The following is a 19,988-nucleotide window of genomic DNA, read 5'->3' on the forward strand; positions in this document are numbered from 1 at the left end:
CGCACGTGCGCGCCCCCCGGAGCTCGGAGTATGTCGAGGGGAGATCAACCGCTCAAGGGCGGAAGCGGCGGTGGCGGGGACGGTCGGGAAACCGCCTGCCCACTGTTACGAGACCGCCGTCCGGCGTTACGTGTCCGCGCGAACTCCGTGATGTACCGGGGGAGTTGAACGCCGGACGCCCGCCACCCCGGTGCGGGGCGACGGGCGTCGGACGGTGCGAAGTCGCTGTGCGGCGTGGTGCGTTCGGCGTCAGACCGCCGAACCCGCCTTCCACTGGGCCCAGTCCATGTTCCAGCCGTTGAGGCCGTTGTCCGGGGCGATGGTCTTGTCGCCGGTGTTCTGGACGACGACCACGTCACCGACGATGGAGTTGGTGTAGAACCAGGAGCCCGGCGTGTTCGGGTCGTCGGCGCCCTGGGTGTCGGCCAGACCCACGCAGCCGTGGCTGGTGTTGGCCTTGCCGAAGATGCCCTTGCCCCAGTAGTTGCCGTGGATGAAGGTGCCGGAGGTGCTCAGGCGCATGGCGTGGGGCACGTCCTTGATGTCGTACTCGCCCTCGCCGTCGTCGTCGGTGAAGCCGACGGTCGCGCCGTTCATCCGGGTCTCCTTGAACTTCTCGGAGATCACCATCTGGCCTTCGTAGGTCTTGTTCTCGGGGGAGCCGGCGGAGATCGGGATGGTCTTGACGGTCTTGCCGTCCTGCGTGACCTTCATCTGCTTGGTCTTCGCGTCGACGTACGAGACCTGGTTGCGGCCGATCTTGAAGGTGACCGACTTCTGCTGGACGCCGTAGACGCCCTCGGCGCCCTCGACCCCGTCGAGCGCCAGCTTGAGGGTGACGGTCGAGCCCTCCTGCCAGTAGTCCTGGGGGCGGCAGTCCATGCGCTGGGTGCTGAACCAGTGGCAGGAGACTTCCTGACCGCTGGTGGTGTTGACCGTGATGCCCTTCTGGACGGCGGCCTTGTCGGTGATCTCCTTGTCGAAGTTGATCGACACGGGCATGCCGACGCCGACGGTGGTGCCGTCGTCGGGGGTGAAGGTGCCGATGAAGCTGTTCTTCTGGGAGACCGTGGTGAACGAGGCGTTCTCGTGGGCGGCGCGGCCCTCCGAGTCCGTCGCGGTCGCCGTCACCTTGTAGGTGGTGGCCCGCTCCAGCTGGCCGCTGGGCTTCCAGCTGGTCTTGTCGGCGGATATCTCACCGCTGACCACGGTGCCGTCGTTGGCGGTCATCTTCACCTCGGTGAGCGTGCCCTTGCTCACCGTGACGCCCGCGGAGTTGTTGATGGAGGCGTTGTCCGAGTTGTCCTTGGGCGTGATCTCGATCTGGGCCTCGGACGCCTTCTTGGCCGCCGCCTTGTCGGCCTCGGCCTGCGAGGTCTTGCCGTCCCCACCCCCGGAGGTGTCGGCGTCGCTACTGGAACATGCCGTGAGTACCAGCACACCGCCGAGCAGTGCGGACGCGGCCACCAGGCCCTTGCGCCGCTTACCGTCCGTCATCACACGTTTCTCCATCGTTGCCGATTCCGGAAACCCCGAGATTCCCCGTCAAGAACTTCCAACGCTACGACCGCTTCGTCCCGTTCCACATCGCTCGCAGATGTGGGGCATACCACGTTCGCCGAGAAGAGGGGCGATGCGGGGGCCGGTCGGCGCGCCCCGTGAGACGACGAAACCCCGGGCGGTGGTTGCCGCCCGGGGTCACGTATTTCCCCACACTGCGTCAGCCGACCGTCATTTCATCGTCTTCCGGGTCGTTCTCGTCGCCATCTTCGTCGCCGAGGTCCCATTCGGGCGAATCGGGGTCGTAGTCGATCAGCTCGCTGCTCCAGGAGGCCTGCTGGAGGTCGACTCCGGGCACCTGGCTGACCAGGTCGAACGGGTCCACGAGATGGGCCAGCGCCTCGGCGGTGTCTTCCGTCACAGCGCGCTCGGCGTGGGCCCGTTCCGCGTCGGACAGATCGGCGTCGTCGGCGAGCGACTGCAGCGCGGCCCCGGTGACGGCCTCCTCGTCGTCGACCTCGAGAACGAGTTCGACGCGAATCCGTACAAATCGTGATGTCTCTGGAGTGCTCATGCCCGGAGCGTAAGGCCGGCCACTCCCGTGACTTTCGTGTGACCCGCGACTTTCACTAACATCTGCCCACACGGCCAATTCGCCAGCGCCACAAGGGGATCGATATTCCGTGTCATCCGCTCGCCGCCCGTTGCTGACCGCCGCCGCCGCAGGCGGCCTGCTGTGCGCCATGTGGTTCGTCCCGTCCGCGAACGCGACCCCCGACACACCCGTGCTCAATTCCGCGTTCACGAGCCCGTCCCCGCAGGTCACCGAGCAGGCCAGAGCCGCGTCCACGGGCACGGAGGTCACCGGTGAGGGCACGACCCGCCTGGCCGACACCGGAAGCTTCGACAGCACGCCGTACGTCGTCGGCGGCGCCCTCTGCCTCGGTCTCGGCGTCGGCTTCGTCGGGTATTCGGTGCGCCGGGAACGCCTCGGTCTTTGAGGGCGCTTGACGTTCTTTTGGATTCCTTGACCTGGCGGGTGCGTCGACCGCGCCGAGGTACCGACCGCGCCGAGGTAACGGCCATCCGGAGGTACCGACCGCGCCGAGGTAACGGCCATCCGGAGGTACCGACCGCGCGGAGGTAACGGCCATCCGGGGGCAACGCCCGTTCAGGGGCCGTGCCCGTTCGGAGGCGGCGCCGGGCAGCGCAGCGGGGCCCCGTCAGTCGTCCCGACGGGGCCCCGCGCGCTTCGCCGGTTCCGCTAGCGCAGCGGCCCGGTGACCGTCTCCGCCGCCGCGACCAGGTGCCCGGCGCGCACGAACGCGTCCGCCGCGGCGAGGTCGGGCGCCAGGTAGCGGTCCGGCCCGGGACCTTCGACACCGGCCGCCCGTACGGCGTCGATGACGGCCTGCGAGGCCGGGGCGGGGGTGAGGCCCTCGCGGAGCTCGATCGCGCGCGTGGCGGCGTACAGCTCGACGGCGATCACGCGCGTGAGGTTGTCGACGGCCGTGCGCAGCTTGCGCGCCGCCGACCAGCCCATCGACACGTGGTCCTCCTGCATCGCGGAGGACGGGATCGAGTCCGCCGAGGCGGGTACGGCCAGCCGCTTCAGCTCGCTGACCAGGGCGGCCTGCGTGTACTGGGCGATCATGAGGCCGGAGTCGACACCGGCGTCGTCGGCGAGGAACGGCGGCAGGCCGTGGCTGCGGTTCTTGTCGAGGAGCCGGTCGGTGCGCCGCTCGGTGATGGAGCCGAGGTCCGCGACGGCGACGGCGAGGAAGTCGAGGACGTAGGCGACCGGGGCGCCGTGGAAGTTGCCGTTCGACTCCACCCGCCCTCCCCCAGTGCCGAAAGCCTGGGAGGTACCCCCGGGCAGGACGACCGGATTGTCCACCGCCGACGCCAGTTCGCGCTCGGCGACCAGGCGCGCGTGGGCCATGGTGTCGCGTCCGGCGCCGGCGACCTGCGGGGCGCAGCGCACCGAGTAGGCGTCCTGGACGCGGGGAGCGTCGTCCTGGTGGTGCCCGGTCAGGCCGGAGCCCTTGAGCACGGCGAGCATGTTGGCGGCGCTGGCGGCCTGCCCGGGGTGCGGGCGGATGGCGTGCAGCTCGGGGGCGAGTACACGGTCGGTGCCGAGCAGGGCCTCCATGGTCAGCGCGGCGGTGATGTCGGCGGACCGGTAGAGGGTGTCGAGGTCGGCGAGGGCCATGACCAGCATGCCGAGCATGCCGTCGGTGCCGTTGAGGAGGGCGAGTCCCTCCTTCTCGCGCAGTTCGACCGGGGTGATCCCGTGTTCGGCGAGCAGCTCGCCGGCCGGCCGCACGGTGCCGTCGGGGCCCTCCGCGTCCCCCTCGCCCATGAGGGCGAGCGCGCAGTGCGAGAGCGGGGCGAGGTCGCCGGAGCAGCCGAGGGAGCCGTACTCGTGCACGACCGGGGTGATCCCGGCGTTCAGCACGTCCGCCATGGTCTGCGCGACCTCGGGGCGGACTCCGGTGTGCCCGGAGCAGACGGTCTTCAGCCGCAGGAACATCAGCGCGCGGACCACCTCGCGCTCGACGCGCGGCCCCATCCCGGCGGCGTGCGAGCGGACGATGTTGCGCTGCAACTGGGCCCGCAGGTCCGGGCTGATGTGCCGGGTCGCCAGGGCGCCGAAACCGGTGCTCACGCCGTACACGGGGTCCGGCTTCGCGGCCAGCGCGTCCACGATCCCGCGGGCCGCGGCCAGGGCGGCCACCGCGTCGTCGGAGAGCTCGACCCGGGCGCCGGCGCGCGCCACGGCGAGGACGTCGGACACCGTGACCCCGGAGGTCCCCACCACCACACTGTGCATATCCATATTCAGGAGCGTACGCACTGAATTCGATGATGTCACGAGGAGATACGTCACCAGCGGCCGCCCGGTTCACCCCTTACGGGTCCACCCCTTGCCGGGTCATCCCTTGCCGGATGCGCCCGTACCCCTTGCCCGCGCCGGCGCTACGGTGAGTGCCGCCCCCGGAAGCGCCTGCGCTCCCCGTCCTCCTCCCGGGACGGCTCGTCCGCGAGCCGCACGACGGGGTCGTCGGGTCCCTCGCGGCCGGCGACGACCGGGCCGGCCGACCGTTCGGCCTTGGCGCGGTACTGGGCGGCGTCGGCGAGCCGGAACAGCCGGCGGGCGGAGCGAACGGGCCCCACCGGGTCCTCCGTGGACGCGACCCCGCAGGCCACGCCGTCGCCGAGCTCCAGTTCGGCCGCCCGGCGGCACAGCTCCTCGGCCGCCTTGACCACCTCGTCGGCGGGCGGTCCGACCGCGAGGAGGCAGAACTCGTCACCGCCGAGCCGCGCCGCGAGCGCCCCCGGCAGCATCGCCCCGCACAGCGACAGCACCGAGCCGAAACGCTCCAGGAGCCGGTCGCCGACAGCGTGCCCGTGCGTGTCGTTCACCCGCTTGAGTCCGTTCAGATCGCATACGGCGAGACTGACGACGACGTCCTCCTCGCGGTGCCGCTCGACGGCCTCGTCCAACGCGGAGTCGACGGCACGGCGGTTGGCCAGCCCCGTGAGGGCGTCGGTGAACGCGAGGCGCCGGACCTCCTCCAGCCGTTCGGTCTGCGCGATCCCGGCGGCGACGACCGAGGCCAGCACGGTGGCGAAGTCGGCGTCGGAGCGCTCGAAGACCCGCTCCCCCACCGGACGGGCCACGTACAGCTCGCCCCAGGCGCGGCCGTGCAGCACGATCGGCGCGACCACACAGCAGCCGCGCCCCCGGCGGCGCAGCGCGGCGACGCGCTGATGGACGTATCCGGGACGCCCGGCGGCGGGCCCCTCGGCCGTCTCCACCCAGGCGTCGGGCTCACCGCCGCCGGCCCACCGCTCGTGCAGGAACTCGGTGATCTCCGCGAACTGGTGCACCGGGTAGGACTCGTCCTCCGGGAACTCCTCCTCGCCCTCGGCCAGCCGGCCGACGTTCACCAGGACGCGGAGGCGGCCCAGCTCGCGCTCCCACACCGACAGCGCGGCGAAGCTGCCGCCCAGCGCCAGGCACGTGCCGAGGGCCGCCGCCCGCCACGCGTCACGCGAGCTGTGCGCGGCGGCCATGCCCTGCGCCAACGCCACGACGGCCGCGAGCCGCCTGTCCTCACCCATCACTCCAGGCTAGGGAGATTCACGCCCGAACGGGACTCAAGCAGGGCGAACGGGGACGATCACCCTGCCGACACCGACACGGACACCCACACCGGCACGGGTACCCACACCCGATACGGACACGGGCACCGGCAGGGGCACGGACGCCCGGCCGCGGAGTGCCCTCACTCCCCCGGCCACCGCGGCGCCCGCTTCTCGTTGAACGCCGCCACCCCCTCCGCCCGGTCCCCCGAGAACGCCACCGAACGCCACGCCGCGTCCTCGACCTCCAGACCGGCCCGCAGATCCAGCCCGTGCCCGAGCCGCAGCGCCCGCTTGGCCGCCCGCAGCCCCACGGGCGAGTTCGCGGCCATCCGGGACGCCAGGTCCAGCGCCTCCGCCCGGTCCCGCCCCTCGTCGACCAGCTGGTCCACGAGCCCCAGCTCACGCGCTTCCCGGGCCTCCACCCGCCGCGCCGTGAAGACCAGCTCGGCGGCGCGCGCCGCCCCCACCCGCCTCGGCAGCAGCTGCGTACCGCCGCCGCCGGGAATCACCCCGACGGACACCTCGGGCAGCCCCACCACCGCCGTGGAGTCGGCCACGATCACGTCGCACGACAGCGCCAGCTCGAACCCGCCCCCCAGCGCGAACCCGTGCACGGCCGCGACCGTCGGCACCGGCAGCTCCAGCACCGCGGTGTACGCCGCCCGCGCCACCGGCCGCTGCCGCAGCAGATCGGCGTCGGAGAAGGAGTTGCGCTCCTTCAGGTCGGCCCCGACGCAGAACGCCCGCTCGTGGGTCGAGGTCAGCACCACCACCCGTACGCCCCGGTCCTCGCCCAGCGCCGCGCACGCCGCCCCGACGGACCGGGCCATCACGGTGGAGACGGCGTTCATGGCCTTCGGCCGGTCGAGCGCGAGCTCCGCGACATGCCCGTCCCCGTGCCGCCGCACCAGGACGAACTCTCCGAACCTCTCCTCGCTCATGGCACCCTCCGGTTAACGCGTGTTAACAATCGACCACCCGATCATCGCAGGCGGGCCCGCACGGCGGAAGGCCGGACGCGTCCGCGTGCCACCCCGCTCCGCCGCCCCGCGCCGCCCACCCGTTCGAGTGACATCCCGGCCGACCGCCGTACCCCGGCACGCGGGAGCGCCTAGCCTCGCTCCGCCACGGCGCGGCGGGGGCGCGTGCGCACCGGGGAGGAAACATGACGACGACCGGCACGTCCGGAACGACCGGTACGACAGGTACGACCGGCACACCGGCGGATCCGCAGCACCCGCGGGGACGCCGCGGCCGGCACCGCAGGCCCCGCCCCCGCAAGGCGGTCCTCGCCCTCGGCGGCCTCGCCCTGGCGGCCGGCACCCTGAGCGTCGTACACCTGGTGTCCGGGTCCGGCGGCGACGTGGGCGGGGTCGGCACCGAGGCCGGGCCGCGCGGGGAGGCGGGCGGGAGGCAGGGCGCCGCGTCGGACCGGACGACGACACCGGCAGCGGCGGGCACCACCGGTTCGCCCGGGGCGGGTCCGTCGGCGACTTCGGCCATGGGCGGCCCGAGCGGTCCCCCGGGGCCGGGACCGTCCGCGAACGGCCCGTCGGCCGCGCTCCCCTCCGCGACGACCGTCCCGGACACTCCGGACCCGGGCCGAGGAGCTCGGCCCCCTCTCACTCCGCAGCCGCCCCAGCGGCCACAGCCCGGACAGCCGCCCCGGTCCTCGCCGCCACCGCGGCCCGGTACCTCCGCGCCGCACCCCGCACCGGCCCCGTCACCGACCCGCGGCACGCCACCCGCGCCCGCCCCGGAACCCGGCAGCCCGGACCTGTGCGTGCCGGTCATCGGCCTGTGCGTGGACCGGGACCTGCTCGACGGCGACGACTGACGGCTGACGCTGACGGCTGCCCTCCGACGTCCGGCGCCCGACCCCGACGCCCGGCTACCGGCTGCTGACGGCTGCCGACGGGCTGATGAACAGCCGAGGCCGACAGCTCCGGCGACCCCCCACGACTCCCGGCGGCGCCCTACGGCTCCCCGCCGCCGCCCCGCCGCGTGAGCAGCCAGGGCTCGACCACGCCGAGGCCGCGCACCGGCCGCTGCCACATCGGCTGGAGCGCGAAGCGGTACGCGGGCGGCTCCTCACCCTCCTTCTCCGCCGCGGCGGCCTCCTCGGCCGCCGCCGCCTCCGAGGCCGGGGCGTCCCGGGTACGGATCAGCTCCTCCGCGAAGGCGGCGTCGACGAGGACGGCGTCCCGGGGGGCTATCGAGGTCAGCCGGGAGGCCAGGTTGACGGTCGTGCCGAAGACATCGCCCATCCGGGTGGTTACCGTGCCGAAGGCTATGCCGACGCGCAGCTCCGGCATGGTCTCGTCGTTCGCCATCGTCTCGATGAGGCGCAGCGCGATCTCGGCCGCCGTGCCGGCGTCGTCGGCGGCGTAGAGCACCTCGTCGCCGAGGGTCTTGATCAGCCGTCCGCCGCGGGCGGCCACCAGGTCGGCGGCGGTGGTCTCGAAGGCCTCGACCAGCTCGCCGAGCTCCTCCTCCTCCATCCGGCGGGTCAGCCGGGTGAAGCCGACCAGGTCCGCGAAGCCGACCGCGAGACGCCGGTCCACCATCTCCTCGTCGTCACCGGCCTGGACGACCCGGCCGGCCGAGGCGGCGAGCTGGCGCCGCCAGACGTAGACGAGGAACTCCTGCAGCTCGGGCAGGAGCAGCTCGACGATGGGGTACGTCACCTCGGTGCGGGTCATCCCGGGCTCCGGAGGCTCGGTCAGGCCCTCCAGGAAGGAGTCGATCTGCCACTCGGCCAACCGGGCCGTGGTCTGCCCGGTGGACCGGGCCACCTGCACCGCCATGGCCTCGCTGAGCAGCCCCGCCTCCACCAGGCCGGCCAGGCGCCGCAGGGCGAGGACGTCGGCCTCCGTGAGCGCCTTCACCTGGTTGATGTCGGCGAAGCCCATGGCCCGCCAGAACCGGGTGGCCAGTTCCATGGAGACGCCCGCGCTGCGGGCGGCCTGGAAGGGGGTGTAGCGGCGCTCGGCGCCCAGGATGAGCCCTTCGAGGCGCAGCGCGAGCGGATCCTCGCCGGAGTCGCCGGAGTCGGCGGACCCCGGGCCGGGCTCGGGGTCCACCCGGCCGTCCCCGTCCGCGCCGGAGCCCGTGTCGTCGACGGTCACGCCTGCTGCCCTTCCGATCTGCTGCGGTCAGGTTCGACCGGCCCCAACTTTACGTCAGGTGTGCCCCAGCTCACTCCCGACGAGCCTCCGGCCGCAGCCTGCGGGCACCCGGGCGACGGGGGCCGCACGGGCGGGCGTGCTCACGCCGGCCGCAGGTGCACGATGTCCCCCGCCCCCACCGGCTCCTGCACCCCCGCCTCCGTGGCCAGGACCAGCCTGCCGTCGCCGTCCACGGCCACCGCCTCCCCCACGAGCGACCGCTCCCCCGGGAGCTCCGCGCGCACCGTCCGCCCGAGCGTCGCGCACCCCGCCGCGTATGTCTCCTGCAGTCCACTGGCCGCCGGGTCGCCCCCCGCCGCCCGCCACCGTCCGTACCAGTCCTCCAGCGACCGCAGCACCCCGCGCAGCAGGGGGTCCCGGTCGGTGCTCACGGCCCCGGCCAGCGCCAGCGACCCGGCCCGGGCCACCGGGAGTTCGTCCGCCCGCAGGCTGACGTTGATGCCGACGCCGACGACGACCCCGTCGTCACCGGCCCGTTCGGCGAGGATGCCGCCCGCCTTGCGTTCCTCGTCGCCGACCGTCACCAGCAGGTCGTTGGGCCACTTCAGGGCCGTGTCGACGCCGGCGGCCCGGGACAGCGCGGTCGCGACGGCGACACCGGTGAGCAGCGGCAGCCAGCCCCAGCGGGCCACGGGCACCTCGGCGGGCCGCAGCAGTACGGAGAAGAAGAGTCCGGAGCGGGCCGGTGCCGTCCACTGCCGGTCCAGGCGGCCCCGCGCGGCGGTCTGCTCCTCGGCGACGAGGACGATGCCCTCCGCCTGCTTCCCCTCGGCGGCGCGGGCCACGAGGTCGGAGTTGGTGGAGCCGGTGCGCTGCACCACGTCCACCTGCCGCCACAGTCCGCCCTCCCGTACCAGCCCGCGGCGCAGGGCCGTGGTGTTGAGGGGCGGCCGGTCCAGGTCGGACCACCGGTCGCGGGAGGAGTCAGAGGCATCTCGGGGCGTCATGCAAGCCACGATAGGTGTGGGAAACACCGCACTGCCGATCGGAAGGCCCCCCACTACTCTACGGATGAGTAACCGTCCGCACCCGTTTGAGCAGGCAGGGAGCCGCATCCCGATGTCCGAGCCGGAAGAGCAGCAGCCCGACATCCACACGACCGCGGGCAAGCTCGCGGATCTCAGGCGCCGTATCGAGGAAGCGACACACGCCGGTTCGGAACGCGCCGTCGAGAAGCAGCACGCCAAGGGCAAGCTGACGGCCCGTGAGCGCATCGCCCTCCTGCTCGACGAGGGATCCTTCGTCGAGCTGGACGAGTTCGCCCGGCACCGCTCCACCAGCTTCGGCCTCGACGCCAACCGCCCCTACGGTGACGGGGTCGTCACCGGGTACGGCACCGTCGACGGCCGTCCCGTCGCCGTCTTCTCGCAGGACTTCACGGTCTTCGGCGGGGCGCTGGGCGAGGTCTACGGCCAGAAGATCGTCAAGGTGATGGACTTCGCGCTGAAGACCGGCTGCCCGGTCATCGGCATCAACGACTCCGGCGGCGCCCGTATCCAGGAGGGCGTGGCCTCGCTCGGGGCGTACGGCGAGATCTTCCGCCGCAACACCCACGCCTCGGGCGTGATCCCGCAGATCAGCCTGGTCGTCGGCCCGTGCGCGGGCGGCGCGGTCTACTCCCCCGCGATCACCGACTTCACGGTCATGGTCGACCAGACCTCGCACATGTTCATCACCGGCCCGGACGTCATCAAGACGGTCACCGGCGAGGACGTCGGCTTCGAGGAGCTGGGCGGCGCCCGCACCCACAACACCGCCTCCGGCGTGGCCCACCACATGGCGGGCGACGAGAAGGACGCCGTCGAGTACGTCAAGCAGCTGCTGTCGTACCTGCCGTCCAACAACCTCTCCGACCCGCCCGCCTTCCCCGAGGAGGCCGACCTCGCCGTCACCGACGAGGACGCCGAGCTGGACGTGCTCGTCCCGGACTCGGCGAACCAGCCGTACGACATGCACACCGTCATCGAGCACGTCCTCGACGACGCCGAGTTCCTCGAGACGCAGCCGCTGTTCGCGCCGAACATCCTCACCGGCTTCGGCCGCGTCGAGGGCCGTCCGGTCGGTGTCGTCGCCAACCAGCCGATGCAGTTCGCCGGGTGCCTGGACATCACCGCGTCCGAGAAGGCGGCCCGCTTCGTGCGCACCTGCGACGCCTTCAACGTGCCCGTCCTGACCTTCGTGGACGTCCCCGGCTTCCTGCCGGGCGTCGACCAGGAGCACGACGGCATCATCCGCCGCGGCGCCAAGCTGATCTTCGCCTACGCCGAGGCCACCGTCCCGCTCATCACGGTCATCACCCGCAAGGCCTTCGGCGGCGCCTACGACGTCATGGGCTCCAAGCACCTGGGCGCCGACCTCAACCTGGCCTGGCCCACCGCCCAGATCGCCGTCATGGGCGCCCAGGGCGCGGTCAACATCCTGCACCGCCGCACCATCACCGAGGCGGACGACGCCGAGGCCACCCGGGCGCGGCTGGTGCAGGAGTACGAGGACGCCCTCCTCAACCCCTACACGGCAGCCGAACGCGGCTACGTCGACGCGGTGATCATGCCGTCCGACACCCGCCGCCACATCGTCCGGGGCCTGCGTCAGCTGCGGACGAAGCGGGAATCCCTCCCCCCGAAGAAGCACGGCAACATCCCCCTGTAAGGAGCCTGACGTGATCAAGGTCGTACGGGGCAACCCCACCCCGGAGGAGCTGGCCGCCGCTCTGGCGGTGGTCCGCGCCCGCGCCGCGACGGCAGCCGCCGAGCCGTCCGGCGCGGAGGGCCCGCGCGACGCGTGGTCCGACCCGTCCCGCATCGCGGGCCGCCGTCTGCCCCACCCGGGCCCGGTGTCCTGGGGCCGCACCTACTGGCCGAGCTGAGGAACAGGCCCCAGGGGGGCGCGAGGCCCTGTCGCCAGGTGGCCCCGCCGCGTGAGCGCACGGCACGGCAGCCCCGCGCCCCGAATGAGTACCCGTACTCAAGCGCCGCCCCCTGCCCGGGCCCCACGCTGGTGACATGCTGTGGTCCGACCCCGAGAACGAGCCGCCCGAGGAACTGCGCGACATGCAGAACATGCTGCGGCGGCTGAGTGTCTTCCTGGCGGTGGCCATGGTCCTCGCGATGATCGTCATCGGCCCGAGCTGAGGCGCCGGCGTCCCGGGCGCCCCCGGCTCCGCCGATACCCTGGTCCCATGACAGACCAGCAGCCGCGCCGCCGACTCGTCCTCGCCTCCCAGTCCCCGGCCCGGCTCGGCCTGCTCCGCCAGGCCGGGCTCGCCCCCGAGGTGCTCGTGAGCGGCGTCGACGAGGACGCCGTCACCGCGCCCACCCCCGCCGAGCTGGCCCTCGCCCTCGCCGAGGCCAAGGCCTCCGTCGTGGCCGCGAAGCCCGAGGTGCACGGCGCCCTGGTGATCGGCTGCGACTCGGTGCTCGACCTGGACGGCCAGGCCCTGGGCAAGCCGGCGGACGCCGAGGAGGCCACCGCCCGCTGGAAGGCGATGCGCGGACGGGCGGGCACGCTCCAGACCGGGCACTGCGTCTGGGACACCGCCTCCGGCCGCCACGTCTCGGCCACCGCCTCCACCGTCGTCCGCTTCGGTGAGCCGACCGACGAGGAGATCGCGGCCTACGTGGCCTCCGGCGAGCCCCTGTACGTCGCCGGGGCCTTCACCCTGGACGGCCGCTCGGCCCCGTTCGTCGACGGCATCGAGGGCGACCACGGGAACGTGATCGGCATCAGCCTGCCCCTCGTACGGCGGCTGCTCGCCGAGCTCGGGGTCGGCATCACGGAGTTGTGGGCGCCGACGGCGGGCTGACCGGGGAGCCGTCGTCGCCCCCGCGGTCCGCGGGGCGCCCGGCCGCGGGCTCCCGGCCCGCGTCGGAGGCCGTCAGCAGCAGCACGATCAGGGCGAGCACGACGACCATGAACAGGAAGACCCGCGGGCCAGCCAGTCCCCAGGTGACGGCACCGAGCAGTCCGTGCACCACGGCGGCGCTGACCAGCAGGATCCGGCCGGGGCCCGCGGGCGGACGGTCGCGCAGTGCCACGAGCAGGGCGACCAGCCCGCACAGGGCGAAGTAGAGCCCGAAGACGACACCGCCGACCTTCGACGACACGGACATCGCGTCCGGGTCGAGACCGGCCAGGGACATGTTCTGCCGGTCGACGACGACCCCGAGGAACCAGTTCAGCGCCGCGACACCGGCCGCCTCCGCGAAGAGCACGACCGCCACGGTCCACGCCACCGGTTTGCGCACTGTCACCGGTCCCCGCCCCCTTTCGGCCGCTGCCGCACAGCACGGCCGGTCGCGCCGGGCACGCCCGCCCGCCGCCCGGCCCGCCACCCCCACGAGGAGGTTCTCCGGACCGTGCGTCTTCTTCGGCATCCGGAACGCTACTAACGGGTAAACCTCGCGACAAGAGGTCTGCGCCGGGCAAAGAATCATTGGGCCATTCGTAGGGACTCCACAAAGAAACCCGGTGGCACGCAGCACCCTCTTACAGAGACCTTGCCCACACCGGGGGGCTAGGGTTTCTCCGAGGAGTCCTGCGTATCGCGGTACGACAAGGGATTTCGCGGGTCGAGCGAGCCTCGAATCACGCTCCGTGTGGGCAAGCTCACCATTGGGGACGGGTCGAAGTGTCGTGTCGGCAGTCCCTAAACTCGGCTTGTTTCAAGGAGGGAGCCTCAATCGTGCGCAAGGTGCTCATCGCCAACCGTGGCGAAATCGCTGTCCGCGTGGCCCGGGCCTGCCGGGACGCCGGGATCGCGAGCGTGGCCGTCTACGCGGACCCGGACCGGGACGCTCTGCATGTCCGCGCCGCTGATGAGGCGTTCGCCCTGGGTGGTGACACCCCCGCCACCAGCTACCTGGACATCAAGAAGGTACTGAAGGCGGCGCGCGAGTCGGGCGCGGACGCCATCCACCCCGGCTACGGATTCCTGTCGGAGAACGCCGAATTCGCCCAGGCCGTCCTGGACGCCGGCCTGATCTGGATCGGCCCGCCCCCGCAGGCCATCCGCGACCTGGGCGACAAGGTCGCCGCCCGCCACATCGCCCAGCGGGCCGGCGCCCCGCTGGTCGCGGGCACCCCGGACCCGGTCTCGGGCGCGGACGAGGTCGTCGCCTTCGCCGAGGAGCACGGTCTGCCGATCGCGATCAAGGCGGCGTTCGGCGGCGGCGGCCGCGGCCTGAAGGTCGCCCGCACCCTCGAAGAGGTCCCCGAGCTGTACGACTCCGCCGTCCGTGAGGCGGTGGCCGCGTTCGGCCGCGGGGAGTGCTTCGTCGAGCGCTACCTGGACAAGCCCCGCCACGTGGAGACCCAGTGCCTGGCCGACCAGCACGGCAACGTGGTCGTCGTCTCCACCCGTGACTGCTCGCTCCAGCGCCGCCACCAGAAGCTGGTGGAGGAGGCCCCGGCCCCCTTCCTGTCCGACGCGCAGATGAAGGAGCTGTACGCGGCCTCCAAGGCGATCCTGAAGGAGGCCGGGTACGTCGGTGCCGGCACCGTGGAGTTCCTGGTCGGCGTGGACGGCACGATCTCCTTCCTGGAGGTCAACACCCGGCTCCAGGTCGAGCACCCGGTCACCGAGGAGGTCGCCGGTATCGACCTGGTCCGCGAGATGTTCCGCATCGCCGACGGCGAGGAACTCGGCTACGGCGACCCCGCCCTGCGCGGTCACTCCTTCGAGTTCCGCATCAACGGCGAGGACCCCGGCCGGGGCTTCCTCCCCGCCCCCGGCACCGTCACCGCCTTCAACCCGCCGACCGGCCCCGGTGTCCGCCTGGACGCGGGCGTGGAGTCCGGGTCGGTGATCGGCCCGGCGTGGGACTCCCTGCTCGCGAAGCTGATCGTGACGGGCCGCACCCGCGCCGAGGCCCTCCAGCGTGCCGCCCGCGCCCTGGAGGAGTTCCAGGTCGAGGGCATGGCGACGGCGATCCCGTTCCACCGTGCGGTGGTCCGGGACCCGGCCTTCGCCCCGGAGCTGACCGGCTCCACCGATCCGTTCACGGTCCACACCCGCTGGATCGAGACGGAGTTCGTCAACGAGATCAAGCCCTTCACCGCGCCGGCCGGCACCGAGGCCGACGAGGAGTCCGGTCGGGAGACGGTGGTCGTCGAGGTCGGCGGCAAGCGTCTGGAGGTCTCCCTCCCCTCGTCCCTCGGCATGAGCCTGGCCCGCACCGGTCTGGCGGCCGGCGCCAAGACCAAGCGGCGCGCGGCGAGGAAGTCCGGCCCGGCGGCCTCGGGCGACACCCTCGCCTCCCCGATGCAGGGCACCATCGTGAAGATCGCGGTGGAGGAGGGCCAGGAAGTCCAGGAAGGCGACCTGATCGTCGTTCTGGAGGCCATGAAGATGGAACAGCCTCTCAACGCCCACAAGTCCGGCACCGTCAAGGGCCTGGGCGCCGAGGTCGGCGCGTCCGTCACGTCGGGCGCGGCGATCTGCGAGATCAAGGACTGAGCGAAGGGCCGAGCGTCGGGCCCGGTGTGGGCCCGGCGGAGGCCTGCCGAAGGCCCGACGAGGGTCTGGCGAAGGCCCGACGAGGGTCTGGCGAAGGCCCGGCGAGGGTCTGGCGAAGGCCCGGCGAAGGCCCGGCGAAGGCCCGACGAGGGCCGACGACCGTACGCACGTCCGGGGCGGCGCCCGGTGGACCACAGCGGTCCGCCGGGCGCCCTCGCCGTTGGTGCCGGAGGACGCGACGGACCGTGCGGTGGCTCAGCGTCGGCGCATGTCCGCGACGCGTGCCCGTTCCGCCCCGGCGTTCTGCTCACCCAGGGCCGTTGCCGACCGCAGGCCGGCCGCGGCGCCCGGGACCTGACGGCGCGGCCCCGGAAGCGGCACGTCCCGGCGCTGCTGACGTGGTGGGACGGCATCGCTTCCGGAGGTCCCCGAGACCCCCTGGGCCGCGGGGCCTCCCGAGCCGTTCGCCGCTCCCGCCGACGCCCCGGTCACGGCGATCTGCACGCCCTGGTCGGCCAGGGCCTGGAGCTCGGTGGCGGCGCGGTCGTCGTGGGCGGCCGGCTCGTCCGTGACCAGGCGGGTGATGAGGTCCGTGGGCACGGTCTGGAACATGGTGTCCGTGCCCAGCTTGGAGTGGTCGGCGAGGACGACGACCTCGGCGGCGGCCTGCACCAGCGCGCGGTCGACGGACGCCGACAGCATGTTGGACGTGGACAGCCCCCGCTCCGCCGTCAGTCCGCTCCCGGACAGGAAGGCCTTGGACACCCGCAAACCTTGCAGGGACTGCTCGGCGCCCGAACCGACCAGGGCGTAGTTGGACCCCCGCAGGGTGCCGCCGGTCATCACGACCTCGACCCGGTTGGCGTGGGCGAGGGCCTGGGCGACGAGCAGCGAGTTGGTGACGACGGTCAGGCCGGGCACCCGCGCGAGCCGGCGGGCCAGCTCCTGCGTGGTGGTGCCGGCCCCCACCACGATGGCCTCGCCCTCTTCGACGAAGCCCGCGGCGAGGTCGGCGATGGCCGTCTTCTCGGCGGTCGCGAGATGGGACTTCTGCGGGAAGCCGGACTCTCGCGTGAAGCCACCCGGCAGTACCGCACCACCGTGCCGGCGGTCGAGGAGTCCTTCTGCCTCCAGTGCGCGCACGTCCCGCCGTACGGTCACTTCGGAGGTCTGGACGACGCGGGCGAGCTCACGGAGCGACACGGCCCCGTTCGCTCGCACCATTTCGAGGATCAATTGGCGACGTTCTGCAGCGAACACGAAACTGACAGTAACCCCAACGACCGTCTGCTTTCAGCAGTATGCGCCGAATAACAGAAGTTGTTCGCAGGGCAGGGCGGGAAGTGGTATATGCGCCTACACCGGCCGCCTATGCCGTCCACACACGCGGCAACTCCCCGTGACCAGCGGGGATCCGGTTCCGGCCGTGCGCTCCCGCCCTAGCCCTCCCCGCCGGCCTTCCGCGTGTGCAGCTGCCGTGCCACCTCGGCGATCGACCCCGAAAGAGAGGGGTACACGGTGAAGGCGTTCGCGATCTGTTCGACCGTCAGGTTGTTGTCGACCGCGATCGAGATGGGATGGATGAGTTCCGAGGCGCGCGGCGCCACCACGACGCCGCCCACCACGATCTCGGTGCCCGGCCGGCAGAAGATCTTGACGAAGCCGTCCCGGATGCCCTGCATCTTGGCCCGGGGGTTGCGCAGCAGCGGCAGCTTGACGACGCGGGCGTCGATCCGGCCGGCGTCGACGTCCGCCTGCGAGTACCCGACCGTGGCGATCTCGGGGTCGGTGAAGACGTTGGACGAGACGGTCTTCAGGTTGAGCGGGGTCACGGCGTCGCCCAGGAAGTGGTACATGGCGATACGCCCCTGCATGGCGGCGACCGAGGCGAGCGCGAAGACGCCGGTCACGTCGCCGGCGGCGTACACGCCGGGAGCGGAGGTCCGCGACACCCGGTCGGTCCGGATGTGTCCGGAGTCCTTGAGCTTGACCCCGGCCTCCTCCAGTCCCATCCCCTCGGTGTTGGGAATGGCGCCCACGGCCACCAGGCAGTGCGATCCGGTGATCACGCGCCCGTCGGCGAGCGTCACCTCCACCCGGTCCCCGACGCGCTTCGCGGACTGGGCCCGCGACCGCGACATGACGTTCATGCCGCGCCGCCGGAACACGTCCTCCAGCACGGCGGCGGCGTCCGGGTCCTCGCCGGGCAGCACCCGGTCCCGCGACGACACGAGCGTCACGCGCGACCCGAGGGCCTGATAGGCGCCGGCGAACTCGGCACCGGTCACACCGGACCCGATGACGATGAGCTCCTCGGGCAGCTCCTCGAGGTCGTACACCTGGGTCCAGTTCAGGATCCGCTCGCCGTCGGGCCGGGCGTCGGGCAGCTCACGGGGATGCCCGCCGGTCGCGATGAGCACCGCGTCCGCGGTGAGCGTCTCCTCGCTCCCGTCGGCGGCGCGCACCACGACCTTCCGCGACCCGTCGAGCGCCTGCATGCCCTCCAGCCGCCCGCGCCCGCGCACGACCCGCGCCCCGGCACGCGTCACGGAGGCGGTGATGTCGTGCGACTGCGCCAGCGCGAGCCGCTTCACACGCCGGTTGACCTTCCCCAGGTCCACGCCGACCACCCGGGCGGTCTGCTCCATGGGCGGGGTGTCGTCGGCGACGATGATCCCCAGCTCTTCGTACGACGAGTCGAAGGTGGTCATCACCTCGGCCGTGGCGATCAGGGTCTTGGACGGCACGCAGTCGGTCAGCACCGACGCCCCGCCCAGACCGTCGCAGTCGACGACGGTCACCTCCGCGCCGAGCTGCGCGGCCACCAGCGCCGCTTCGTATCCGCCGGGTCCGCCGCCAATGATCACGATCCGAGTCACGTACTCCATTGTCCCGCACCCTTCAACGTGGGGCCGCCCGGGGGCACGTCTGTTGCGAGAGCGGCGCCCGGGAGGCCTGCCGTACCCTCTCCCCATGTCGCTCTACGCCGCTTACGCCGGCAACCTCGACGCGCGGTTGATGACCCGCCGCGCCCCGCACTCGCCGCTGCGCGCCACCGGCTGGCTGAACGGGTGGCGGCTGACCTTCGGGGGCGAGCACATGGGCTGGGAGGGCGCGCTCGCGACCCTCGTCGAGGACCCGATCTCCCAGGTCTTCGTGGCCCTCTACGACATCGCCCCGATGGACGAGGAGTCGATGGACCGCTGGGAGGGCGTGGGGCTGGACATATACCGCCGTACGCGCGTACGCGTCCACACCCTGGAGGGTGAAGAGGGCGCCTGGACCTACGTCCTGAACGCCTACGAGGGCGGCCTGCCCTCCGCCCGCTACCTGGGTGAGGTCGCGGACGCCGCGGAATCGGCCGGCGCGCCGCACGACTACGTCATGGAGCTCCGCAAGCGCCCCTGCTGAACGCCGGCCCCCGCCCGGTCCCCGATCCGCGTCGGTCCTCCGGTCCGCCCGGTCCTTCGTCGGAAACGACAGGACAACGATCGGAATCCCGTGAGCTCTGTCATCTACGCGCGTAGCCGCAAACCGGCTACCCTCTTCGGCGTGAACGCATCTCTTCTTCCGGACGACATCCAGGGCGCCACTCCAGTAGACCCGAGGGCCGCCGCCGACGCCGCCGCGGCCCGTCTGCGCGAACTCACCGGCGCCGAGACCCACGACGTCGCCCTCGTGATGGGCTCCGGCTGGGCACCGGCCGTGGACGCCCTGGGCGATCCCGAGGCCGATCTCCAGGTCACCGACCTCCCCGGCTTCCCGAAGCCGGCGGTGGAGGGACACGGCGGCAGGGTCCGCTCGTACTCCATCGGTGACAAGCGCGCGCTGGTCTTCCTGGGCCGCACCCACTACTACGAGGGTCACGGGGTGGCCGCCGTCGCCCACGGCGTCCGCACGGCCGTCGCCGCCGGCGCCAAGACGATCATCCTGACCAACGGCTGCGGCGGCCTGCGCGAGGGCATGCGCCCCGGCCAGCCGGTCCTGATCGGCGACCACATCAACCTCACCGCCACCTCCCCGATCGTCGGCGCGAACTTCGTCGACCTGACGGACCTCTACTCCCCCCGCCTGCGCGCCCTCTGCAAGGAGGTCGACCCCACGCTGGAGGAGGGCGTCTACGCCCAGTTCCCCGGCCCGCACTACGAGACGCCGGCCGAGATCCGCATGGCCCGCGTCATCGGGGCCGACCTGGTGGGCATGTCGACCGTCCTGGAGGCGATCGCCGCCCGCGAGGCCGGCGCGGAGGTGCTGGGCATCTCGCTGGTGACCAACCTCGCGGCGGGCATGACCGGGGAGCCCCTCAACCACGAGGAGGTCCTGCAGGCGGGCCGCGACTCCGCCGCCCGGATGGGGTCGCTGCTGGCGCAGGTGCTGGGACGGCTGTAGGCCGGGCTCGCTTCCCCTGCGCGTACGGCGCCGGTGACGTCGCCCGGTTTCCCCGTCGTACCGGCGTGGGTGCGGGCGCCGGGGACGGGTCGCGCGGCCCGGCGCCGCGGGGTGCCGCCGCGCCCGCCCGTGCCGCCCCAGCGGCACGACTGCCCGCAGCCGCGCGGGACAGCGGCCCGCCTCCGGCCGGCGCGGCGGGACGGCCCGCGGGCGGGCGGGACGGCGCGGGCCCACCCGGGTGCGCACCCCGCGTGGACGGGCAGCCGCGTACGGCGGGCAGGGGCCGTGCCGGGGGCTGTCCGCCC

At 72.7% G+C, this 19,988-nt stretch carries 19 protein-coding genes; 9 read left to right on the top strand and 10 right to left on the bottom strand.

The genetic code is table 11. The features are described from left to right. Nucleotides 1-249: 249 nt before the first annotated feature. Entirely contained in the window at nucleotides 250-1,497 is a 1,248-nt protein-coding gene (locus ACP4IX_RS12420) for a L,D-transpeptidase (RefSeq protein ID WP_426526503.1), read from the bottom strand. A gap of 223 nt (nucleotides 1,498-1,720) precedes the next feature. Then, on the bottom strand, nucleotides 1,721-2,074 hold the full coding sequence (locus ACP4IX_RS12425; protein WP_426526501.1) for a hypothetical protein: 354 nt from the start codon (nucleotides 2,072-2,074) through the stop codon (nucleotides 1,721-1,723). A gap of 109 nt (nucleotides 2,075-2,183) precedes the next feature. On the opposite strand from ACP4IX_RS12425, the gene ACP4IX_RS12430 reads away from it, so the two are divergent. Further along, nucleotides 2,184-2,501 carry a hypothetical protein gene (locus ACP4IX_RS12430; protein ID WP_426526500.1) on the top strand — a complete coding sequence of 106 codons (318 nt, stop codon included), beginning with the start codon at nucleotides 2,184-2,186 and terminating at the stop codon, nucleotides 2,499-2,501. 263 nt (nucleotides 2,502-2,764) lie between these two features. On the opposite strand, the gene hutH is transcribed toward ACP4IX_RS12430, so the two are convergent. The 3 genes from hutH to ACP4IX_RS12445 all read right to left on the bottom strand — a co-directional run bounded on the left by hutH (nucleotide 2,765) and on the right by ACP4IX_RS12445 (nucleotide 6,593). Beyond that, nucleotides 2,765-4,333: a histidine ammonia-lyase gene (hutH, locus tag ACP4IX_RS12435; RefSeq protein ID WP_426526517.1), complete on the bottom strand. Its 1,569-nt coding sequence runs from the start codon at nucleotides 4,331-4,333 to the stop codon at nucleotides 2,765-2,767. Between the two features lie 146 nt (nucleotides 4,334-4,479). Further along, complete coding sequence (locus ACP4IX_RS12440) at nucleotides 4,480-5,628, bottom strand: diguanylate cyclase domain-containing protein (RefSeq protein ID WP_426555507.1); 1,149 nt, start codon at nucleotides 5,626-5,628, stop codon at nucleotides 4,480-4,482. Between the two features lie 164 nt (nucleotides 5,629-5,792). Beyond that, a complete protein-coding gene (locus ACP4IX_RS12445) occupies nucleotides 5,793-6,593 on the bottom strand; it encodes an enoyl-CoA hydratase/isomerase family protein (protein WP_426555508.1) in 801 nt (266 codons plus the stop codon). Between the two features lie 224 nt (nucleotides 6,594-6,817). Here ACP4IX_RS12445 and ACP4IX_RS12450 point away from each other — a divergent pair, with 224 nt between their 5' ends. Beyond that, nucleotides 6,818-7,489, top strand: a complete 672-nt coding sequence (locus ACP4IX_RS12450; protein ID WP_426555509.1) for a hypothetical protein — start codon at nucleotides 6,818-6,820, stop codon at nucleotides 7,487-7,489. A 139-nt stretch (nucleotides 7,490-7,628) separates the two neighbouring features. Here the strand turns inward: ACP4IX_RS12450 and ACP4IX_RS12455 are convergent, their stop codons facing one another. Further along, nucleotides 7,629-8,780 carry an adenylate/guanylate cyclase domain-containing protein gene (locus tag ACP4IX_RS12455; RefSeq protein ID WP_426526492.1) on the bottom strand — a complete coding sequence of 384 codons (1,152 nt, stop codon included), beginning with the start codon at nucleotides 8,778-8,780 and terminating at the stop codon, nucleotides 7,629-7,631. A gap of 140 nt (nucleotides 8,781-8,920) precedes the next feature. Then, the gene (locus ACP4IX_RS12460; protein WP_426526490.1) at nucleotides 8,921-9,787 is read right to left on the bottom strand and encodes a biotin--[acetyl-CoA-carboxylase] ligase; all 867 of its coding nucleotides are present in this window, start codon (nucleotides 9,785-9,787) and stop codon (nucleotides 8,921-8,923) included. Nucleotides 9,788-9,899: 112 nt separating this feature from the next. On the opposite strand from ACP4IX_RS12460, the gene ACP4IX_RS12465 reads away from it, so the two are divergent. The 4 genes from ACP4IX_RS12465 to ACP4IX_RS12480 all read left to right on the top strand — a co-directional run bounded on the left by ACP4IX_RS12465 (nucleotide 9,900) and on the right by ACP4IX_RS12480 (nucleotide 12,642). Further along, nucleotides 9,900-11,489: an acyl-CoA carboxylase subunit beta gene (locus ACP4IX_RS12465; RefSeq protein ID WP_426526488.1), complete on the top strand. Its 1,590-nt coding sequence runs from the start codon at nucleotides 9,900-9,902 to the stop codon at nucleotides 11,487-11,489. 10 nt (nucleotides 11,490-11,499) lie between these two features. Further along, nucleotides 11,500-11,706, top strand: coding sequence for an acyl-CoA carboxylase subunit epsilon (locus tag ACP4IX_RS12470; protein ID WP_426526486.1), 207 nt, complete (start codon nucleotides 11,500-11,502; stop codon nucleotides 11,704-11,706). A gap of 136 nt (nucleotides 11,707-11,842) precedes the next feature. Continuing rightward, complete coding sequence (mmpB, locus tag ACP4IX_RS12475) at nucleotides 11,843-11,971, top strand: morphogenic membrane protein MmpB (RefSeq protein WP_426526485.1); 129 nt, start codon at nucleotides 11,843-11,845, stop codon at nucleotides 11,969-11,971. Nucleotides 11,972-12,018: 47 nt separating this feature from the next. Continuing rightward, nucleotides 12,019-12,642, top strand: a complete 624-nt coding sequence (locus ACP4IX_RS12480; RefSeq protein WP_426526483.1) for a Maf family protein — start codon at nucleotides 12,019-12,021, stop codon at nucleotides 12,640-12,642. Here the strand turns inward: ACP4IX_RS12480 and ACP4IX_RS12485 are convergent. Beyond that, on the bottom strand, nucleotides 12,611-13,090 hold the full coding sequence (locus ACP4IX_RS12485; protein WP_426555510.1) for a hypothetical protein: 480 nt from the start codon (nucleotides 13,088-13,090) through the stop codon (nucleotides 12,611-12,613). The genes ACP4IX_RS12480 and ACP4IX_RS12485 overlap by 32 nt on opposite strands. Before the next feature lie 431 nt (nucleotides 13,091-13,521). Here ACP4IX_RS12485 and ACP4IX_RS12490 point away from each other — a divergent pair, with 431 nt between their 5' ends. After that, nucleotides 13,522-15,294, top strand: a complete 1,773-nt coding sequence (locus ACP4IX_RS12490) for an acetyl/propionyl/methylcrotonyl-CoA carboxylase subunit alpha (RefSeq protein ID WP_426555511.1) — start codon at nucleotides 13,522-13,524, stop codon at nucleotides 15,292-15,294. Between the two features lie 255 nt (nucleotides 15,295-15,549). On the opposite strand, the gene ACP4IX_RS12495 is transcribed toward ACP4IX_RS12490, so the two are convergent. Both ACP4IX_RS12495 and ACP4IX_RS12500 read right to left on the bottom strand, forming a co-directional pair. Beyond that, entirely contained in the window at nucleotides 15,550-16,554 is a 1,005-nt protein-coding gene (locus tag ACP4IX_RS12495; RefSeq protein WP_426526477.1) for a DeoR/GlpR family DNA-binding transcription regulator, read from the bottom strand. A gap of 179 nt (nucleotides 16,555-16,733) precedes the next feature. Then, nucleotides 16,734-18,182, bottom strand: coding sequence for an NAD(P)H-quinone dehydrogenase (locus ACP4IX_RS12500; protein ID WP_426526475.1), 1,449 nt, complete (start codon nucleotides 18,180-18,182; stop codon nucleotides 16,734-16,736). Between the two features lie 85 nt (nucleotides 18,183-18,267). Between ACP4IX_RS12500 and ACP4IX_RS12505 the strand changes: the two genes are divergently transcribed. Next, nucleotides 18,268-18,705, top strand: a complete 438-nt coding sequence (locus tag ACP4IX_RS12505) for a gamma-glutamylcyclotransferase (RefSeq protein ID WP_426526473.1) — start codon at nucleotides 18,268-18,270, stop codon at nucleotides 18,703-18,705. A gap of 141 nt (nucleotides 18,706-18,846) precedes the next feature. Next, nucleotides 18,847-19,683, top strand: a complete 837-nt coding sequence (locus tag ACP4IX_RS12510; protein ID WP_426526471.1) for a purine-nucleoside phosphorylase — start codon at nucleotides 18,847-18,849, stop codon at nucleotides 19,681-19,683. Nucleotides 19,684-19,988 lie beyond the last annotated feature (305 nt).

This window comes from Streptomyces sp. WG5 (assembly GCF_049974565.1).
GTDB lineage: Bacteria > Actinomycetota > Actinomycetes > Streptomycetales > Streptomycetaceae > Streptomyces.